The 20,202-nt window shown below is 41.7% G+C and carries 15 protein-coding genes and 1 pseudogene; 2 read left to right on the top strand and 14 right to left on the bottom strand.

Annotation, left to right across the window (positions count from 1 at the left end; all coding sequences use genetic code 11):
- Positions 1 to 483 precede the first annotated feature (483 nt).
- A pseudogene (locus ACTHOQ_RS13270) lies at positions 484 to 889 on the top strand (transposase); the annotation flags it as partial.
- Between the two features lie 221 nt (positions 890 to 1,110).
- On the opposite strand, the gene ACTHOQ_RS13265 reads toward ACTHOQ_RS13270, so the two are convergent.
- The 12 genes from ACTHOQ_RS13265 to ACTHOQ_RS13210 form a co-directional block, all read right to left on the bottom strand.
- Entirely contained in the window at positions 1,111 to 2,325 is a 1,215-nt protein-coding gene (locus ACTHOQ_RS13265; protein WP_440496626.1) for a PDZ domain-containing protein, read from the bottom strand.
- A 144-nt stretch (positions 2,326 to 2,469) separates the two neighbouring features.
- Positions 2,470 to 3,897, bottom strand: a complete 1,428-nt coding sequence (locus tag ACTHOQ_RS13260) for a S41 family peptidase (protein WP_440496625.1) — start codon at positions 3,895 to 3,897, stop codon at positions 2,470 to 2,472.
- Positions 3,898 to 3,971: 74 nt separating this feature from the next.
- A complete protein-coding gene (locus ACTHOQ_RS13255; RefSeq protein ID WP_440496624.1) occupies positions 3,972 to 4,544 on the bottom strand; it encodes a peroxiredoxin family protein in 573 nt (190 codons plus the stop codon).
- Between the two features lie 242 nt (positions 4,545 to 4,786).
- A complete protein-coding gene (locus ACTHOQ_RS13250; protein ID WP_440496623.1) occupies positions 4,787 to 6,070 on the bottom strand; it encodes a murein hydrolase activator EnvC family protein in 1,284 nt (427 codons plus the stop codon).
- A gap of 97 nt (positions 6,071 to 6,167) precedes the next feature.
- Entirely contained in the window at positions 6,168 to 7,064 is an 897-nt protein-coding gene (ftsX, locus tag ACTHOQ_RS13245; RefSeq protein ID WP_440496622.1) for a permease-like cell division protein FtsX, read from the bottom strand.
- Complete coding sequence (ftsE, locus tag ACTHOQ_RS13240) at positions 7,054 to 7,740, bottom strand: cell division ATP-binding protein FtsE (protein ID WP_440496621.1); 687 nt, start codon at positions 7,738 to 7,740, stop codon at positions 7,054 to 7,056. Before ftsE ends, ftsX begins: the two co-directional genes overlap by 11 nt.
- A gap of 1,105 nt (positions 7,741 to 8,845) precedes the next feature.
- Positions 8,846 to 9,301, bottom strand: a complete 456-nt coding sequence (locus tag ACTHOQ_RS13235; RefSeq protein WP_440496629.1) for a group II intron maturase-specific domain-containing protein — start codon at positions 9,299 to 9,301, stop codon at positions 8,846 to 8,848.
- Complete coding sequence (gene ltrA / locus ACTHOQ_RS13230) at positions 9,223 to 10,137, bottom strand: group II intron reverse transcriptase/maturase (RefSeq protein WP_440496620.1); 915 nt, start codon at positions 10,135 to 10,137, stop codon at positions 9,223 to 9,225. The genes ACTHOQ_RS13235 and ltrA overlap by 79 nt, the downstream gene beginning before the upstream one ends.
- Before the next feature lie 580 nt (positions 10,138 to 10,717).
- On the bottom strand, positions 10,718 to 11,932 hold the full coding sequence (locus ACTHOQ_RS13225) for a DUF4097 family beta strand repeat-containing protein (protein WP_440496619.1): 1,215 nt from the start codon (positions 11,930 to 11,932) through the stop codon (positions 10,718 to 10,720).
- A gap of 83 nt (positions 11,933 to 12,015) precedes the next feature.
- Complete coding sequence (gene uvrA, locus ACTHOQ_RS13220; protein WP_440496618.1) at positions 12,016 to 14,883, bottom strand: excinuclease ABC subunit UvrA; 2,868 nt, start codon at positions 14,881 to 14,883, stop codon at positions 12,016 to 12,018.
- A 5-nt stretch (positions 14,884 to 14,888) separates the two neighbouring features.
- Positions 14,889 to 16,871 carry an excinuclease ABC subunit UvrB gene (uvrB, locus tag ACTHOQ_RS13215; protein WP_440496617.1) on the bottom strand — a complete coding sequence of 661 codons (1,983 nt, stop codon included), beginning with the start codon at positions 16,869 to 16,871 and terminating at the stop codon, positions 14,889 to 14,891.
- Between the two features lie 318 nt (positions 16,872 to 17,189).
- Entirely contained in the window at positions 17,190 to 17,432 is a 243-nt protein-coding gene (locus ACTHOQ_RS13210; RefSeq protein ID WP_440496616.1) for an IDEAL domain-containing protein, read from the bottom strand.
- Between the two features lie 187 nt (positions 17,433 to 17,619).
- Between ACTHOQ_RS13210 and ACTHOQ_RS13205 the strand changes: the two genes are divergently transcribed.
- On the top strand, positions 17,620 to 18,111 hold the full coding sequence (locus ACTHOQ_RS13205) for a competence protein ComK (RefSeq protein ID WP_440496615.1): 492 nt from the start codon (positions 17,620 to 17,622) through the stop codon (positions 18,109 to 18,111).
- A 5-nt stretch (positions 18,112 to 18,116) separates the two neighbouring features.
- Here ACTHOQ_RS13205 and ACTHOQ_RS13200 read toward each other — a convergent pair whose 3' ends face one another.
- Positions 18,117 to 18,470 carry a YhjD family protein gene (locus ACTHOQ_RS13200; RefSeq protein WP_440496614.1) on the bottom strand — a complete coding sequence of 118 codons (354 nt, stop codon included), beginning with the start codon at positions 18,468 to 18,470 and terminating at the stop codon, positions 18,117 to 18,119.
- A gap of 150 nt (positions 18,471 to 18,620) precedes the next feature.
- Positions 18,621 to 19,725 (bottom strand): peptide chain release factor 2 gene (gene prfB, locus ACTHOQ_RS13195; protein ID WP_440496628.1). Its coding sequence is split into 2 segments (ribosomal slippage): positions 18,621 to 19,652 and positions 19,654 to 19,725, totalling 1,104 coding nucleotides; the frame shifts between segments, so codons are not numbered across the junction.
- Positions 19,726 to 20,202: the final 477 nt, after the last annotated feature.

Genomic DNA, 20,202 nt, shown 5'->3' with positions numbered 1-20,202 from the left:
AAAACTTAATTACCACAAAATGTGTGAAAAAAATGGGTTAGGACCAAAAGAAAATATAACTTAATCGACAGTCTCAATTTTCCGCTTATTTGCGCAAGTGGGCCTATTTCGAGGGGAATAAGCGGAGATTTTCCGGTTATCCAAAGGAAAATCCTTCATTTTCTTATTTTTCGCGTCAATAGGCGGAATTTCTCCTTCTATTTAGGGCATTTTTGATTGTATTTTTTAAATAGGCGGAATTTTTCCGTCTATTTATTAAAGAGGTACTTAAACGGAACGACCTCCCAACCGTTAACCGTTAATAGCGGTCCTCTCTTCATCCCAGTTGCCGGATTCAGCCTCTACTTCATCATCTTGCCGCTTCGCTTAAAATACATCTGGATTTCCGAGGGCACTGGAAAAGTCCCTCAGGCACAAGTGAGAGAGTACAGGAACGAATTTTCGTTTCCTGTACTCTCTTTTTCTTCGATGCCGATGCCGCTGATTTCCATTACGGCGGTTGTGACGACAGGCGAAAAAAGCGATGAGAACTACCTTCGAGAACTAATTGAAAAAAGTAGAGAAACGAGCATGGAGTTTGATAAGGTGATTGGTGATACAGCCTATTCTGGAAAAGTAATTTTAAATTATGCGAAAGCGGAAGGGCTTCACCTCATTTCAAAATTAAATCCAGTAATCACCAATGGCAGCCTTCCAGGAAACAGCCGAATTTAAAGAGCTCGCTAAAAACCAGTATAAAATTGAAGCGAAAAATAGTGAATTAAAGCACTCCCATGGCTTTAAAACAGCGAAATCGGCGGGTTTATTTAGCATGGAAATTCAAGGGGCCACAACGATATTCGCAGTGAATCTCAAACGAATATTAAAACTGTTAAACGAAAAAGAGTAGGAAATAGGTAAAGAAAACAGGCACTTTCCATTCCGAAACGAATAGAAAGTGCCTTATTTTTGTTTGAAAAACTAATTCATCAGAAAAGTGTAAGTTTTTCAGCGCCCCCGCCAATACGAGATTCTTTTCGAAAAACAACTTTTGCGCAGGTAAAAAGCGCTAAATTGCCTTTTTATATCAATTATTGGAAAGATTGAATTTCCTTAACCACCAAAGGAAGCTTAATTGACAACTAATAAACCGATTTTATAGTTATCATCGCGATGGACGACATGCTGTGTTAAACGTATTTCCCCTGCATGATCCAGCACTTCCAAACGACAATGTGCCGCATTGATTTGCAGTGCTTTGTAAAGCTCTTCTTCCGTAAATACATCTTGTCCATTTACACGTTTAATAACTTCGCCTGCGACTAGGCCCATTTTTGCTGCCGGCGAATCTGGCAGAACACCGGCTATCATAATGCCTTTTTCGCTTCGGATGACAGCATAGCTATTGCGATCTTCTGAGCGGCTATAATAAATGCCGATAATCGTGCGTGAAATCGCCCCTAAAGCTAAAGCTGCGGCACCGAGCACAGGCAGAAAGTATGCAGTCAACCCGACGATCAACACTAATTCGCCTACAAAAATTATGTTGCGCCCCATTTTCGGATAAACTTTTACAGGCAGTTTTTGACGCACCATCTGCTGGAAACCGATGATAAACGGGAAAACAATGAGTGAAAACTGTTCCGCGCCAATCGTAAATTGCGGCCAATATGGGGCAAAACTTTGAATACCCTCACCCGGGATAATCGTAAACACAGGCAACACCCAAAGCTGTTTACTATAATAGCCTATCCCATTTAGCCCGCGCTTTGTCGTCTCAACGATGGGCGAGGCAAAACGTCCACCATAACGGCGTATCAATATCCCTTCCGCCATCAGCAAAAGACCTGTCAGCACCGGTATTGTAATAACTAAACCATCCACTACATTGGCACCTGATAATTCAATGCTGCCAATGGAATACGACCAGTCCTGCCACTGCATCCAAACAATTGCGCAAAAGGCAACAGCCATTACAATGGCGGGCGACAATAAATGATACGTATAGATCAATAATGCAACCAAACTTACTAGAAATACGACCGTTAATAATTCGAGTGTAACCGTCAAGCCGATGACAAGGCTAAACAAGGAAATAATGACTGATAGCACAAATCCCATAGCAAGCATATTTTTAAGCTCTGACCAGCCGCCTAAAATACGCCTATTAAAAAATTTTCGCTCGCGCTTCACTCGTCGATACCCTAGATAAATTGCGGAAATTATGGCGACATACAACAAAGGATTTAAAAAAAATCGGCCAATCCCTTTCAAAATTTCTATCAAAATTGTTCCATCCATATTCTCACCTACCGTACGATTAATTGTATCAAATCCTTTAAGCAATGCGTAGTCCCATTTATACCAAGAATGAATTTAAGACGATCCCGAAAGCAAGCAGCATTCAAGATCGCCTATTAGATCGCCTGTTTTTTGCAGTCTCTGTCGATTACTTATATCGCCGGTGGAGCGGAGTGAATATAAAATCCTTTATTCAAGCTGGTGGAGCACAAAACTAATCGCCATCTGCAGCTGCATATCATTCACTTTCGATTGTTTGAATGTTTGAAGCTGCTTCGTTAACTCATTAAAGAAAACTTCATCCATATAGCGCCCTTCCGCTAAATCATGTTTACGTCTAAAGCTCGCAACTTCCTGTGCTGTATCCATATCATAAAAGCCGTCCGTGCGACTGATCGTATAGCCCAATTCACTTAAAATTCGTTGGCTGTAGGCAATTTCTTCACTGTATTCCCCTACCTCATAGCGGCCCTTCAATATTTTCGTCTCTACTCGGTAAAGCGGATGCTGGGTCACTTCAATATCCGGTTCAATCCCTACTTCATGAATCCATCGTTTAGAAGGTGTGAGCCATTTATTCGTCGATAATTTCAGCTCCCCGCCATTTTGAAGATCCCATGTTTGCTGAACAGTCCCTTTTCCAAAACTCGTTACCCCGACAAGAACAGCACGCTTCCAATCCTGTAAGGCGCCCGCAAATACTTCACTTGCCGAAGCGCTTCCTTCATTTTGCAAAATCGTTACCGGTATATTGCGCAGCCATTTAGCATGCGGTTCGAATTGTTCCATTACCTTTGTTTTCAGCGGCTCTGTTACACCATCATGGTTTTGCATATGGGCAAAAATTGTTTCCTTCTGCTCAAACATGCTCATCATTTGTGCAACACTATGTAAATAGCCGCCCGGATTGTCCCGTACATCGATGATTAGTCCTTCCACCTTTTGCTCCATTAGCTTGTCAAGCGCCGTTTTCCATTCCTCAGCCGTTTTTTCGGCAAACATTGTAACGATGACATACCCGATTTTCGTTTTCTCTACTTCAATCACTTCCGCGTGCACGGTTTCATTTTTCAGGCGCTCCCTTTTGACAGCAAGCTTTACATGTTGTTCAAGCTCTGGTCGATATAAAACAAGCTCGACACTCTCCCCCTCCTTTCCGCTCATAAGCTTTCGGACTTCCCCCATCGTTTTTCCTTCGAGCCGCACTTCATTAATTTGCACAAGCTCATCCAATGGCCGAATACCGGCTTTCTCTGCAGGTGAAGCTTTTATCGGGGCGATGACGATGAATTTCCCATTCACCTCTGACAGTTCCAAGCCAATGCCAATGCGTTCACTTGCGAGCGTCTGCTTATGTAATGCCGCCTCTTGCTCTGAATAATACGTACTGTATGGGTCATTGATTGCGTTGGCCATTCCGCGGAGTGCGCCTTCCACCAATTTTTCAGAATCAACATCGTAAACCGATTCTTTCGTTATCAACTGATGCAGCTCATTGACAACCGCAAAATCCGCTTGTTCATTTTTAGGCTCTGCCTGCATTTTCACAGCACCATAAACACCCGCACTAATACACAGCAATAAAATAACCAATAAAAAAATCCGACTTTTCCGCACGAACTCTCCTCCGTTCCATAAAATTTATGAAGCGGAAGAAAGTTTCATACTTACAAAGTCGAATGAAACGTGAATTAATTTAATTGCATCACATTTTCCCGCAATGCATCCAAATCAAGCGGCCCTACAATTTTCTTCTGAATTTTGCCTTCTGTATCTATCATATATGTCGATGGGATCGTCATTATTTCATATTGATAGGAAACCGACCCGTCTATTTCCAATACGACCGGGAATGTAATATCATAGCTTTTCAAAAACTGCTCGACACGCTCAACCTTTTCCTTCTCATATGTTAAATTGACACCGACAATTTCCACATTATCTTTTTTACGATATTTATCATAGTATTTCTGCATATGCGGCATTTCCGCTTCGCAAGGCGGACACCAAGTTGCCCAAAAATTCAATACAACACGTTTTCCGCGCAAATCCGATAGCGTCAGTGGTTTCCCTTCCATATTATATAATGTGAAATCCGGCGCAAATTGACCTTTTTCAAGACCGACCTCCCCATCCAATTCAATTTCGGTTCCTAATGCCTCTTTGCTGATTGCTGCAGTTTGATCCATTTCTTTCTTTATGTATGTGACTAGCATTGTGATGACCAATACTAAAATGATTGCGATTCCTATATTTTTTTTCATCAACCTCACCCCCCTATTCTTCCTATTAGTACATTATCATACCTTTGTGAAATTTATTCGAAAAATCAATCTCAAATTGGCGTAATTGCATCAAGATACGGCTTTTCGCCGGCGCATAGAACTTCCTGCCGAATGCGCGGCATCCGCTGAGGCCTCAACTTCTTTCAGCTAGTGTCGGAAAATCCGAATAAAGAAATTAAAAGGCAAAACTTTATTTGTTAAAGTTTTGCCTTTTATTATGATTATAACGAAATATAGCGTAATGGGTTTACTGCATTTGAACGGCTTCCATTCCATTCACCAACATGGATTTCGAAATGCAGATGGGGTCCTGTCGAATTACCGGAATTCCCCATGCGCGCGATTTGCTGGCCTTTTGAAACGACATCACCCACACTTGAGTTAAAGCCGCTTAAGTGGGCATATGCTGTCGTGAAAATTTGCCCTTCAATCGAGTGCGTTACCATCACTACATTGCCATAGCCATTCATCGTTCCCGCATAGGAAACAACCCCGTCAGCCGCCGCAACGACTGGTGTCCCAATCGAGTTCGCAATATCGATCCCTAAATGGTACTTGCTCCCGATTGGTCCGATATTACGCGGACCAAACCCGGAAGTGAATCGCCCTGCTGCTGGTCTTGTCCATGTACCTGCCGCAACATTCGGCAAGTTGCCAGAGCTTGAAACATTGCCTTTATTTTTATTTTTAGCGGCTTCCAGCTCTCTTTGGCGGGCAATTTCCGCTAAGCGACGTTGTTCTGCAAGTACTTTTTCCTCTAATTCTTTACTTAACTCTACTTTATCATCGTACTCTTCCTGTAAATCCGTTTTTTGAGCACGTAATTTTGCCTCTTCTTTTTCAAGCTCGTCCACTAATTGATCTTTTTCTTTCTTTTGCTGCTTTAACGATGCCATCAATTTTTGTTTCTGCGCTTTGTTTGCTTCTAGATTTTCCTTTTTCTTCAGCAATTCCAATTTTTGAACTTCAAGCTTTTCCTGGTCTTCCTTCTGTTCACGCATAATTTGGCGGTCTGCATCCATTAGCGTACTTACTGCGGAAAATCGGTCGATAAAATCCACGAAGCTATTTGCGCCGAGCAATACGTCCAAATAGCTTACTGTGCCGCCTGTTTGGATCGCACGCGCGCGTTCGCGTAATAATTCATCACGCTTATCAATTTTATTTTGCAATTCTTCTATGTCTTTTTCCAAAAGCGAGATTTCCTGATTGGCGATTTCAATATCTATTTCCACAAGCGCAATTTCTTTGTTTGTTTTATTGATTTTTGCTCCGATATCTTCCAATTGCGAGATAATTTTCTGCTGTCTATTTTGATTTGTCTGAATTTCATTTGCTTTTTGTTCGAGCGATCTGTTGAGCATTTTCTTTTCTGCATCCAGCTGGCTGCGCTCTTTTTTCAGTTCACTCAATGATGCTGCATATGCTGCCGGTATTTGAATAAATAATACAAGAGTAAGCAATACAGCAATGATTTTAAATGAACGCGTCGTTAGCTTTTTCAAAACCTATTTTCCCCCTAATTGCATGAATGATAGCCGCTAAGTTTTCGTCTCTCTTTCGATGTATCGCCAGCGCTATCGTACAACAGTTTTGGTCGTGTCACACTTTTAAAAATTTACGCACAGACATGAAGCTTCCCCAAACGCCGATGAACATGCCGATGAATATAATCAGCCCATTCACTTGGTACATAAGTGGAGCCACTCCTAACAACTGGAATAATTCACCTTTTAACCGTGGTGCCAACATTTCATAAATATTATAATAAGCAATCGTAACGGCAACAATCGGAATGATCGAACCAATTAATCCAAGCCACATACCTTCCAATACAAATGGAATGCGCACGAAGGAATTCGTTGCCCCTACCAGCTTCATAATTTCAATTTCATCTTTACGCGCAATAATCGTAATGCGGATTGTATTGGAAATCAGGAACATTGCAGTAAATAAGAGCCCCAAAATTAATACAAGCCCAACATTGCGGGCAATTTCCAAAACGTTAAAGAGCTTTTCTATTTTGCCCTCACCATATTTTACTTCGTGTGTGTGATCAAAGCTATCAATCTGCTTTGCAACTTCCGCTGTTTTCAATGGATCAACAGCTTTAACATATAGAACATTATACAATGGATTGTTTTGCTCATATAAGCTCAACTCATCTCCAAAGTCTTTAATTAATTTGCTTAACTCTTCTTCTCTAGAAGAATATGTAACTTCTTCAACATCCGGTAAATTATGAATTTCGTCGATGAGCTGGTCCTCCGCCAACTTCGCTTCTGCTTCATCCGGAAGAATTTCAATCATGACACGGATTTCAACATCATTTTCTAAATCGGAGGCCACTTTGTTTAAATTCATCATAATTACCGAAAATACGCCGACCAATAATAATGTGACGGTTACTGCACTGATTGAAGCCAATGTCATCCAGCTATTTCTTCCCAATGATTTGAAACTTTCCCGGAAATGGCGTGCAAGTGTTCTAGCTTTCATAGCCGTAATCACCTCCATACTCATCACGGACAATCATTCCGCCTTCAATCGCAATAACCCTTCTGCGTACGGTATTTACGATTTCGCGGTTATGGGTCGCCATTACAATCGTCGTGCCTTGGCGATTAATTTCTTCAAAAATATTCATAATTTCCCATGATGTTTCAGGGTCCAGATTTCCTGTAGGCTCATCCGCAATCATCACTTTAGGGCGATTCACGATCGATCGGGCAATCGCCACACGCTGCTGTTCCCCCCCTGAAAGCTCACTCGGGAACATGCGCACTTTATGCTTTAAGCCGACAAGCTCAAGCACTTCCATTACACGCTTGCGAATCACTTTCGGCTGCTCCTCGATTACTTCCATCGCAAACGCCACATTTTCATATACTGTTAAACGCGGCAGCAATTTGAAATCCTGGAATACAACACCAAGCTGGCGGCGCAAATGGGGTACACGATTATTTTTTAATGTACGCAAATTTATGCCATTGATTAATACATCACCCGAAGTAGGTTTTTCCTCGCGATACATAAGCTTAATAAATGTCGATTTACCAGCCCCGCTCGGTCCTACTACATAAACAAATTCACCTTTTTTTATTTCAATTGTAATCCCGTTCGTTGCGACAACCCCATTAGGATACTTTTTCACTACATTATTCATTTGAATCATTAACGAAACCACCTAAGTTCTATGTCTAGAATTTTAATTTTAGTCTTAACCATTATAGCACTTTCAAGCTATAAATTTATTACATTTTCTTTTCAATGTAAGTGTACTCTTATTTTCTTTCTACGAGTGTCGATGCGGCAATATTGCTGATAACGAATTTTTATTGGATCTTTTATAGTTTTCACCGTTTTTTCATAATTTCGTAATGTAATTGTTATAGTATAAAACTTTTTTAATATAACAAAGAATTCCCTTAATTTAAATATTCGACAGAAAGACTGAAAACCCTTCTCAACAGTTGGAAATACGAGGGATTTTAATGAAGCTTTTGGTTGAGGAATGGTTATGGCTTTTTGCAGAGGTTTGGGAAGGGCTTTTATTGATGGCTTCAATTTCAATTGACACTGCTTTTTACTGGCACATCAACCGGTAACGTTTCTTCAGGTAATATGGCTGTCTATTTTATTTGCTAGCTCAAAAATCCCCGGGTAAATGTAGGCATATTTTTAATGAAACGGCAAGATGGCAAATGAGCGGCGGATTCCCGCAAATTGAAAGGGGGTTGGTTCAGTTAGTACCAGTCAAGAGATCAGTTTAGGGCTCTCGTTTATAAATAGCCGGAAAAATTCCTCTTATTTAATAAAAGGATTAAAAAAACGCCTATATAGACGGAGAAATTCCGACTATTGATCAGAAAAACATGAAAATGGAGGTTTTTCTTTTGGATAACCGGAAAATCTCCGTTTATTCTCCCTAAAACGAGCCCCATTGCGCAAATACGCGGAAAAACTCCGCTTATTATCCTCATCACTTAATTAAGAGCCTGAATTTCTATCTCAGAAAATGCATCCACTACGAGAGAGGGGATTTTATTAAAAATGAAACCGGATTTTAAATAACCGTAGAATTTCAGTACTCCCCTTTTGCACGGAGGAGCTTAATGGACGAAGAATCGGCTCTGTTCGCCTGGATAGGGACAATACTTTCTTGCAACGTCATCTCCCATGCTAAAATCTGTTATTTCCTAAAATCGAGTAGGAGGTTAGCCATTAATTGGCTAACCGACCTCTCACACCACCATACGTACGGTTCCGTATACGGCGGTTCAACCTTTTAAGTATCGTTGCTCGTAAAGTTGGGATAGGTCTTTCAATCCCCACTTTGTGAGCTTTTCTTTTGTTAGGGCACGATGAAGTGTTTCACTTCGTGAAATGCGCCAATATCCTTTCCTTGAGTTGGCTGTTTTCATTGCTTCCTCATGCTCGATTCCATATTGGCGTAATTTCTTATATTTTGTACGTACTTTCTTCCATCGCTTCCATATTAACTGACGTAATCGGTGATTTAGCCACCCTTGTACACTGACAATGAATGCTTTCATATTCGCAATTCCATAATAATTAATCCAGCCGACTGTTGTTTGATTGATTCTGACGATAATGTCTTTAAAAGTACCTGCTTTTTTACGGCTTGTTAGTTTTCTTAACTTCTCTTTGAATCGTTTCTTACTTGAAGCACTTGGTCGGCATCCAACTTTCCCATAAGATTTTGAAGATGAAATCCCAAGAAATTGGCAGCGGTTGCGCCACAGACTTTACTTTTCTTTTCATTAATCGTTAGCCCTAATTCATCTTCGATGTATTTCTTAACACTTGCCATCACTCGTTCACCTGCTCGTGGCGTTTTTACATAGATGACAAAATCGTCCGCATATCGTACAAACCGATGCCCTCGTTTTTCTAATTCCCGGTCTAGCTTATTTAGATACACATTTGCTAAAATAGGAGATAATGGACCACCTTGAGGTGCACCTTCTGTTTTATCAATATAGATATCTTTGTCTAAAATGCCTGAACGTAAGAATTTCCAGATGAGTTTTAAAACGGTTTTATCTGTGATAAATTCTTCAAGATAGGCTCTTAGTCGTTGATGATGAATTGTATCGAAATAGCTTTTCAAATCACAATCTACGACTGTGCGATAGCCAGCTTCGTAATAGTTCTCCGCAAGTTGAATCGCCTGATGGGCGCTTCTTCCTTTTCGAAAGCCAAAGCTTTTGTCCGAAAAATGTGGGTCAATGATCGGATTAATAATTTGAAGGATTGCTTGTTGAACCACTCGGTCCAGTACACATGGGATACCTAAGTATCTTTTAGAACCATCCGCTTTAGGAATGGCCACTCGTTTCACAGGTTGTGGTCGGTAGCTGCCATCCTTAAGCTTTTGTTTTAATGGTTCTTCATACTTTAGTAAGTGCCCTTTCAGTTGTTCTACGGTTATCCCGTCAACCCCGGGTGCGCCTCCATTTTCTTTTACTTTCTTATAGGCATTCCATAGGTTTCTATGGGATGCAATTCTGTCAATTAGTTCGATACCATCTTGTTTCTTCATTTCCATGTTTATATCCCTACACACTCTTATATACTCTTTCGCTTCCAGCTTATCCCTTTATAAGTAGCCATCTATTCGGTCTATACCTCGATGTTTTCCGTGTTTGGGCGGGATATCTCCACCTCCTTGTTTTCTTTCAAGATTTAAGATTGTTCAGCCCTTCATTTTCGATTTGAAAACTACTATGGCGTCTGCTGACTTCTCTTGATTCATCTGACTATCACTAATCAAATTGTTAATTAAATAACCCTCAAGAGACCTCCCCGGGTAAGTACAACCACTTTCCTCTCATGTAACTGCCAGATCTACTGTATGGGATTCGGGCAGTATTGGACTTCGCTTTGTTTGGCAAGCTCATCCGTCCCAAGTCAGCCTTTTATCTGATTTCTGTTCGTCAGTTCGAGAGTTTGCGTCCGACTTCCTTCGGATTCCACGTCACCATGGACACCCTTGTCTTTCGCTAACAGTTCCTACTGCCAAGCCTGTAGTGGACTTTCACCACCAAGTTGTTGTGCATGCCGGGCACACCAAATAAAAAGGCGCTTACTTTTTAAAGCAAGCACCTTTTCCTTCAACTTCGTTACTTTTATTGCAAAGTATAGCGGACTAAAACTGTACCTGTGCGGGATTCCCCTACTACTTTCAATAGTTTGGCATCTTCCAGTTCTTTTGTGAAGCGCACAGATTTTAATAGGAATTGCTCCTCTTCTTCAGAAAGCTGCACATCGCTTAGGCCGACATCTGCTTTGCCGAAGTTTGAGAATATTTGGCCGTCCAGTGCGACAGTTTTTGGAACATAGATTTCGACTGAGCCAGCTAAAGCGCGTGCCTTGATTTTATGCGCTTCTGCACTCGTTGTTGTAACGACAACATGTCCATTCATCGATTCGGCTTCCACTTCTTTCAAATCACCATCGATATATATACGGCCATTTGCAGTTTCGACTTCCAAATCATCGCCTTTTATGCGGCGCGCCTCTACTGCGCCATTGCTCGTTTGCAGCTCTGCATGATCGAAAGTCGCATTTTCTAAACGGACGACACCATTATACGTGCGAGCTTTAATTAATTTCGCATCCATTTGTTCAATCGACACACTGCCTGTTAATAAACGGGCAATGAATACATCATAATGCTTTTCTGGAATAGCAACTTGTACTTTTACTTGTGCAAATTTATTGGATGATTGAATGAATAATTTATCATTTGTCAATGTTGCCAAGTTTTCAGTAATTTGCGCAATTGTTTCTTCCGGAGTGCCTTTCATTGGTGCCTTGCCGGAAACGTTCACTGTCACTAATTCATCTGTTGCTCGTACTACGTCAATTTTCCCGTTTGCTACATCGAGCTCAATGCCTTTTATATCAGTGGCAGGGTATGCAAAAGTTTTCGTAAACTCTACTTTTTCCCCAAATGGCGTCTCGATATCCAAGTCTTTGAATTTAGTTAACGCTGCACCTACCAGCCCCGTCATGCGTGAGCTGAATTGCGATAAATCCTGCTTTATATCTCCCATAAATTCATCCATCTTTTTCGAGAATTCTTTATCATTAAACGACTTGCCGAAAATATCTTCAAATCCTGTTGTTTTGCGCTGTTCTTTTCGTTCTTCAAAAATAGGTTCTGCCTTATGCGGCTCTTCCTCGTGTTTTTTTTCTAAAATCGGTTGCTCGATTCGCTCTACTTTTGTTGGAGTGGATTCCTTTTGTGGCGAGAGCTTTTCTAGTAGCACAATCGCTTCTTCTGCTGAAATTGTACCGCTTTCAACTAATTGTAAAATACGTTTACGTTCTTCTTGCATAAAAAAATTCCTCCCTCTTCGTATATAGTTATTATACGAGGAGGGAGGAGAAAAAGTTTCGTTTGCGCTCTTAGTTTTTCAATCTATTTATTTTTTGCGGCTGTAATCTTTGTATCCATACGCTCACGGTCGCGCTCTAAAATCGGTTTTAAGTATCGGCCTGTATAGCTTTCCTTCACTTCGGCAATTTTCTCCGGTGTCCCTGTCGCCAAAATTGTACCGCCGCCATCTCCGCCTTCCGGACCTAAATCGATAATATGATCGGCTGTTTTAATCACATCCAAATTATGCTCAATGACTAGCACTGTTTCCCCGCTTTCCACTAAACGCTGCAACACAAGCAGCAAACGGGAAATATCATCCACATGCAGTCCTGTCGTCGGCTCATCCAAAATGTAAAACGACTTGCCGTTTGAACGGCGATGCAATTCAGATGCCAATTTTACACGCTGGGCTTCCCCGCCGGATAATGTTGTCGCAGGCTGGCCTAGCTTCACATAGCCTAGTCCTACATCGACAATCGTTTGCAGCTTGCGTTGAATTTTTGGCAAATTCCCGAAAAACTCCAATGCGTCTTCCACCGTCATCTCTAAAATGTCGGCAATGTTTTTTTCTTTATATTTCACTTCAAGTGTTTCGCGGTTGTAGCGCTTCCCGTGACATACTTCACACGGCACATACACATCAGGCAGGAAATGCATTTCTATTTTAATAATGCCGTCACCGCGGCAAGCTTCACAACGTCCGCCTTTTACATTGAATGAGAAACGGCCTTTTTTATAACCGCGCACTTTCGCCTCGTTCGTCATCGCAAATACGTCGCGAATATCATCAAACACACCGATGTAAGTTGCCGGATTTGAACGCGGTGTACGGCCGATTGGAGATTGGTCGACATCGATCACTTTTTCAAGCTGTTCCAACCCCTCGATCGATTTATGAGCTCCAGGCTTCACTTTCGCGCGATTTAATTTGGATGCAAGTGATTTATATAAAATTTCATTGATTAATGTTGATTTCCCGGAGCCTGAAACCCCTGTCACCGCAATAAATTGACCAAGCGGAATATCAACATTGACATTTTTCAGGTTATTTTCGGATGCGCCTTTAATCGTAATTTTCCGGCCGTCCGATTTGCGCCGTTCAAGCGGCAGCGGAATAAACTTCTTGCCGCTTAAATATTGTCCTGTGATCGATTCTTTATTTTTCATTACTTGCTTTGGTGTCCCTTGTGCAATAATTTGCCCGCCGTGCACCCCTGCACCCGGTCCGATATCGATTAAATGATCGGCTGCCATCATCGTGTCTTCATCATGCTCGACGATGATTAATGTATTGCCCAGATCACGCATACTTTCGAGCGTATGGATTAAACGGTCATTATCACGCTGGTGCAGCCCAATCGAAGGCTCGTCCAAAATATACAGCACGCCTGTTAAACGCGAACCAATCTGCGTCGCTAAACGAATGCGCTGCGCTTCCCCCCCTGATAATGTTCCCGCCGCACGAGCAAGCGTTAAATAATTTAAGCCTACATCCAATAAAAACTTCAATCGTTCTATAACTTCACGGATAATTAAATTCGCGATTTGGCGCTCTTTTTCCGTTAATTCGACAGAACTGAAGAAGTCATACATTTCTTCAATCGAATGGCGTGTCGCCTCCGAAATATTCTGGTCTTTAATTTTGACCGCCAATGTTTCTTTTTTCAGGCGATGGCCTTTACAAGTAGCACAAGGCTGCTCCGTCATATACTTTTGCATCGATTCGCGCACATAATCCGATGATGAATCTTTGAATCGGCGCTCAATATTCGGAAGCACCCCTTCAAATTCAATGTTCTTTTTATGCACACTGCCATAGTCATTCGTATATTCAAAATGGATTTTTTCTTTTCCTGAACCATATAAAATTTTATCCATTTTCGCCTTTGGAATATCTTTTACAGGGACATCCATCGAAATATCGTAATGCTTGCACACAGATGCGAGCAGTTGCGGATAATAGTTGGATGATACCGATTCCCATGGCGCAATCGCATTTTCACGCAATGTTAAATTCCAATCGTGAATAACCAAATCCAAGTCCGCCTTCGCCTTGCTTCCTAGACCATCGCATGTCGGACATGCCCCGAACGGACTATTAAACGAAAACATACGAGGCTCCAGCTCGCCAATCGAAAATCCGCAATGCGGGCATGCATGATGCTCGCTGAAGAGAAGCTCCTCATGTTCCATTACATCAACAAGCACGCGGCCTTCCGCAATTTTCAGTGCCGCTTCAAGAGAATCGCTTAATCGCGATTCAATGCCTTCCTTCAATACAACACGGTCCACCACTACTTCAATCGTATGCTTTTTATTTTTATCAAGCTCGATATTGTCATCAAGATCGCGCAGTTCCCCATTCAGGCGAATCCGAACATAGCCTTGCTTTTTCAAGTCTTCCAAAAGCTTTACATGTGTCCCTTTTTTCCCTTCAATGACGGGTGCAAGCAACTGCATTTTCGTGCGCTCTGGGTATTCCATTAAACGGTCCACCATTTGTTCGATTGTTTGCGATGTAATTTCGATCCCATGTGTCGGACAATACGGTTTTCCGATACGTGCAAAAAGCAATCGCAAATAATCATAAATTTCCGTAACTGTTCCGACTGTCGAACGCGGGTTGCGGCTCGTCGTCTTCTGGTCGATTGAAATCGCTGGTGAAAGCCCCTCAATCGTATCGACATCCGGCTTGTCCATTTGCCCTAAAAATTGACGTGCATAAGCGGACAATGATTCAACGTAACGCCGCTGCCCTTCTGCATAAATCGTATCGAATGCCAATGAAGACTTTCCCGAACCCGAAAGACCTGTCACAACGACAATTTTATCTCTTGGTATTGTGACATCAATATTTTTTAAATTGTGCGCTCGTGCACCTTGTACAACAATTTCTGTATTTTTCACATTGTTCACCCTTCTGCCTTCAATTCAAATATCATGTCACGCAATTCGGCCGCCCGTTCGAAATCCAATCCTTTTGCGGCTTCCTTCATTTCGGCTTGTAATGTTGCAACAAGCTTGTCCTTCTCTTTTTTCGTCAGCTTCTTGCCGCCTGTCACTTTTGTAATATATGTTTCTTCCTGTTCTGCCGCTTGTGTTGCGCGGATAATATCAGGAATCTTTTTAATAATCGTCTGTGGTGTAATGCCATGCTCTTCATTATAAGCCATCTGAATTTCGCGGCGTCGCTTCGTTTCATCGATCGCCTTTGTCATCGATTCCGTCATATTATTGGCATACATAATTACCTGGCCATTCGAGTTACGCGCTGCACGTCCAATCGTTTGGATAAGGGAACGCTCCGAACGCAGGAACCCTTCTTTATCCGCATCCAGAATCGCCACAAGTGATACTTCCGGAATATCAAGGCCTTCCCGCAATAAGTTGATGCCGATCAATACATCATATGTCCCTTTCCGAAGCTCGCGGATAATTTCGATACGCTCGAGCGTCTTAATTTCCGAGTGCAAATATTCGACTTTTAAGCCCATTTCTTTTAAATAGCTCGATAAATCCTCGGACATCTTTTTCGTCAATGTTGTCACTAGTGTTCGCTCATTGCGACGAATGCGCTCATGGATCTCATCGATCAGATCATCAATTTGCCCTTCAATCGGACGTACATCAATCGTCGGATCAAGCAGCCCTGTCGGACGGATGATTTGCTCGACCATTTCCGGTGTATGCTCAAGCTCATACGGACCCGGTGTTGCCGATACGTAAATGGCCTGGCTCACTTTTGACTGGAACTCATCAAACATCAATGGACGGTTATCGAGTGCGGACGGCAAACGGAAGCCATGCTCGACCAATACCCCTTTACGCGCCTGATCCCCATTATACATACCACGAACTTGCGGCAATGTAACATGGCTTTCATCGACAACGAGCAAAAAATCCTCCGGGAAATAATCAAGCAATGTATACGGCGTCGCCCCTGCTTCACGCAATGTCAGATGGCGCGAATAGTTTTCGATCCCTGAGCAAAAGCCCATTTCCTTCATCATTTCCAAATCATAATTTGTACGCTGCTCCAAGCGCTGCGCTTCTAGCAACCGGTCTTCCGAACGCAATACTGCAAGGCGCTCCTCCAGTTCTTTTTCAATATTTTCAATGGCAATTTTCATCTTTTCTTCACGGGTAACGAAGTGGGATGCCGGGAAAATCGCCACATGCTGACGATCCGCTAAAATTTCTCCTGTTAATGCATCGACTTCCCGAATTCGGTCAATTTCATCTCCAAAAAATTCAACCCGAACACAATGCTCATCCCGGGATGCCGGGAAAATTTCGACAACATCTCCGCGCACCCTGAAAGTACCGCGTGTAAAGTTTATATCATTGCGCTCATACTGGATGTCGACTAATTTACGTAATAGCTGATTGCGCTCCAGCTCCATCCCTGTGCGAATGGATACGACCATTTCGCGATATTCTTCCGGATTACCGAGACCGTAAATACACGATACGGAGGCGATAATAATAACATCTTCCCGTTCAAATAAAGCCGATGTTGCCGAGTGGCGCAGCTTGTCTATTTCATCATTAATGCTTGAATCCTTTTCGATATAAGTATCTGTCTGCGGTACATACGCTTCCGGCTGGAAATAATCATAGTAGCTGACGAAATACTCAACAGCATTGTCCGGAAAAAACTCTTTAAACTCGCTATATAATTGACCCGCCAGTGTTTTATTGTGAGCCATCACGAGTGTCGGCTTATTCACTTCTTTTATTACATTCGATATCGTAAATGTTTTACCTGTACCTGTCGCCCCTAATAATGTTTGGTGGCGTTTTCCTTCTTTCACGCCTTGGACGAGTTGTTTGATCGCTTCCGGCTGATCACCAGCTGGACTGTAGGCGGACTGGATTTCAAAAGTTTCTGTCATGTTCAGCTTGTCCTTTCTGTCGATATTCTTATTCTTTATTTTATCATACCCTTTTTTAATTTACGATATTTTTGCGAACGTATATTCGAATTTCAGTTTATGAGCAGTTTTGCGAGGATAGGGCGATGCTTATTTTGAAAGGAAAATGCGGGCAAGAGGCCAACAAGCCGTTTTTGCTGTATTTTAGCCGTGTGCACTATATTTCACCGGAACTTTTCTAGAGCGATATTTATGAAAAATATATACGGAAATTGCTCATTGACTATTTTAAAATTCCCCCATACAAAAAAGCCACCCCTAGTAAGGTGACTTTTTTGTTTATGAAACGGTGATTGCCATTAATTCGTTTAACTCTGTTGTATAGCTTTCAAATGCTTGTTCGTTTTTTTGATCTAGCGATGTATCGATAAGTATTTTTAATTGTTCAATACGCTGCATACGCTGTAATCGACTAATAAACAAATCTAAATAAATTTCATTCAACAACTTCTCCGCCTGATTTTCAGTTGACTGCTGACCTACCGCTTTTAAAAAGTCTGTATACGAATAATATTTATCCATCGATATCACCTCGATCTCTTTTAACCATTATAAAATAAAACCCTTTTAATTTGCAATATATTCTGAAAAATTATCATATGACAGAATTTTCTAAAAATAGTGTTGATTTTTGCCATTTTATGCATTAATTTAAATGTATAGTGAAATTTTAAGCACTTTAAAAAATTAGAAGGAAAGGGGATATAAAATGTCTAGCAACTTCCCGGAAAATTCGAATTATATTATTTCCAACTCCACTTTTTGCTTAAGTTCCTATGAGCACCGCGACAAAATCTATACACTGATATTGGACAAGTATGGTAAAGCAACTTCTCCATACAAGCCTTTAAAGCTTATTCGCGATACATGTCGGTTGCATGGCAGCTCCTATGATGCAAGCAAGTATCAGGCAAGGCGATTTTTCGGCAACAGCAAGCATAAACTGCCGATTATGGTGGCATATGATTTCGGTGACCCATGTATTTTGTTCCCGCTCTTTTCGCCGCATTCATCCCAAAATATATGGATTGCGTTAAACTCCATTATTAATATTAGCGAAAACGGCGATAAAACTATCGTAACCTTTATCGATGGCACCGAACTTTGCCTAGCTATCCATATGAAATCATTCAATCAACAATACGTACGCGCTGCCATGTTTTACAAACATCTGCTTTTACAGCGCAATGCCACTTTATAATGCCATCAGTTTTTTTCAAAATATTCAGCAAGAAGTAACTCACTTTGATTACGAAGGCGAATATTCGAATATCTCCTGCACTCCATGATTCCCTCAAAATAAAATTGATACTCGGTAAACAAATCATCCGTTTTGCCTCTCACTAAGCGCATGTGATGAAGTTTAAAATAGTCCTTCGTTTCTTTTAAATCATGCTGTACTTTGGCGCGTATCGCATCGATTAAATGCAAATATGGATTTTTAAATTTGAACGGACTTTGCTCTACAATTGAATAATCCTTCTCAAGAATAATTAATAGCAGCGGCAAATAAATGCCTGCCTCATAGTACGGAATCGTTCTGGAAGGAATCTGCAACATACGAATAACCTCCAATACAAGAACGTTTGTTCGTATTTATTTTCACATATTTTTTTGAAATTGACAAGTGGAAAAATTTGCTTGGCTTAAATTTCACTAAACGACAAAAGCCGCGCCTTAGCATTTTAAACTAAGGTGCGACTTATTATATTAATATGAAATTTTTGACCGTAAATAAGCGGTAATGAATACATCCAAATCTCCGTCCATCACGGCGCCGACATTTCCTGTTTCAGCACTTGTACGGTGATCCTTTACCATTGAATAAGGGTGGAATACATATGAACGAATTTGCGAACCCCAGCCAATTTCCTTTTGCTCGCCTCGGATCTCATCCAGCTGTGCCTGCTGTTTTTCAATTTCCAATTGATATAGCTTCGATTTCAGCATTTTCATCGCAGCATCGCGGTTTTTGATTTGCGAACGCTCTGACTGGCATTGTACAACGACACCTGTTGGAATATGCGTAATACGAACAGCGGAGTCCGTCGTATTAATATGCTGACCCCCGGCCCCTGTTGCACGGTACGTATCCACTTTTAAATCCTCTGTGCGGATGTCAATTTCAATTTCATCGTTGAATTCCGGCATTACTTCACATGACACGAAGGATGTATGACGGCGGCCTGATGAATCGAACGGCGAAATGCGCACTAAACGGTGCACTCCTTTTTCCGCCTTTAAATAACCGTACGCATTATGCCCTGTGATTTGTAATGTGACCGATTTAATGCCGGCTTCATCGCCAGGCAAATAGTCGATTGTCGTCACTTTAAAGCCGCGCTTCTCTGCCCAGCGCGTGTACATACGGAGCAGCATCGAACCCCAGTCTTGGGATTCCGTACCGCCCGCTCCTGGATGCAGTTCCAAAATCGCATTGTTTTTATCATATGGCTCCGATAAAAGCATTTGCAGTTCGAAATCTTCCATTTTTGATTGGAATTCCGCCAATTCCATTCCTAATTCTTCCTGCAATTCTGCGTCTGGCTCTTCACGTAAAAGCTCGAGCGTCATTTCCAGGTTTTCCTGTGTTGAAACTAAATCGTTGAATTCATTGACAACTGCCTTAATGCCGTTGCTTTCATTAATGATCGCCTGTGCACCGTTCTGGTCGTTCCAAAAGTTCGGCTCAAGCATTAGTTCGTCTAATTCCTGAATGCGTGCCTCTTTGTTTTCTAAGTCAAAGAGACCCCCTGAAGTCCGCTAGTTTTGTAGCTGTATTTTCGAGTGCATTGCGCACATCTGCTAATTCCATCATATATTTTCCTCCGTAGTTGGGCGTAAAAGTTTAGTTTTCTCTAACTAATGATTTCCATTGCGGCGATTCATTTCGCGGTCGGGTCCCCAATCTTCCTCGCCGCTCCGGTACCCCTGCCTCATTTGTGTTTGTCGCAAATAAATTTCCGGCAGTGTATCGGCTGTCCCGCTTTTCCCGCACGAAGCTTTTTCGAGTTACTTCTTCGAACCCGCTTCGCTCTGCAGCGAAAGAGAGAGGGAGAGCTGCCAGTTGCATACGACGCCTTCGTTTCGATCAATTAGTATTATTTAAAATCAATTCATTTTAAAATGATGGGGCTAGTAAATTTCCTATTAGGATTGAAGCAGGAAACTAAAATAAGCGGAGTTTTTCCGGTTATTTACGGAAAGTCCCTCATTTCAGGTTAAATAAGGGGAAGTTTTCCGCTTATTCATTGAAAAGTCTCCTATTTTCCTGTTTTTCGGACCAATAGCC

The organism is Solibacillus silvestris, from assembly GCF_051967575.1.
In the GTDB taxonomy this organism is placed as follows: domain Bacteria; phylum Bacillota; class Bacilli; order Bacillales_A; family Planococcaceae; genus Solibacillus; species Solibacillus silvestris_B.
The sequence above is the reverse complement of the archived record's forward strand: the minus strand, read 5'-3'. Positions and strand labels throughout refer to the sequence as shown.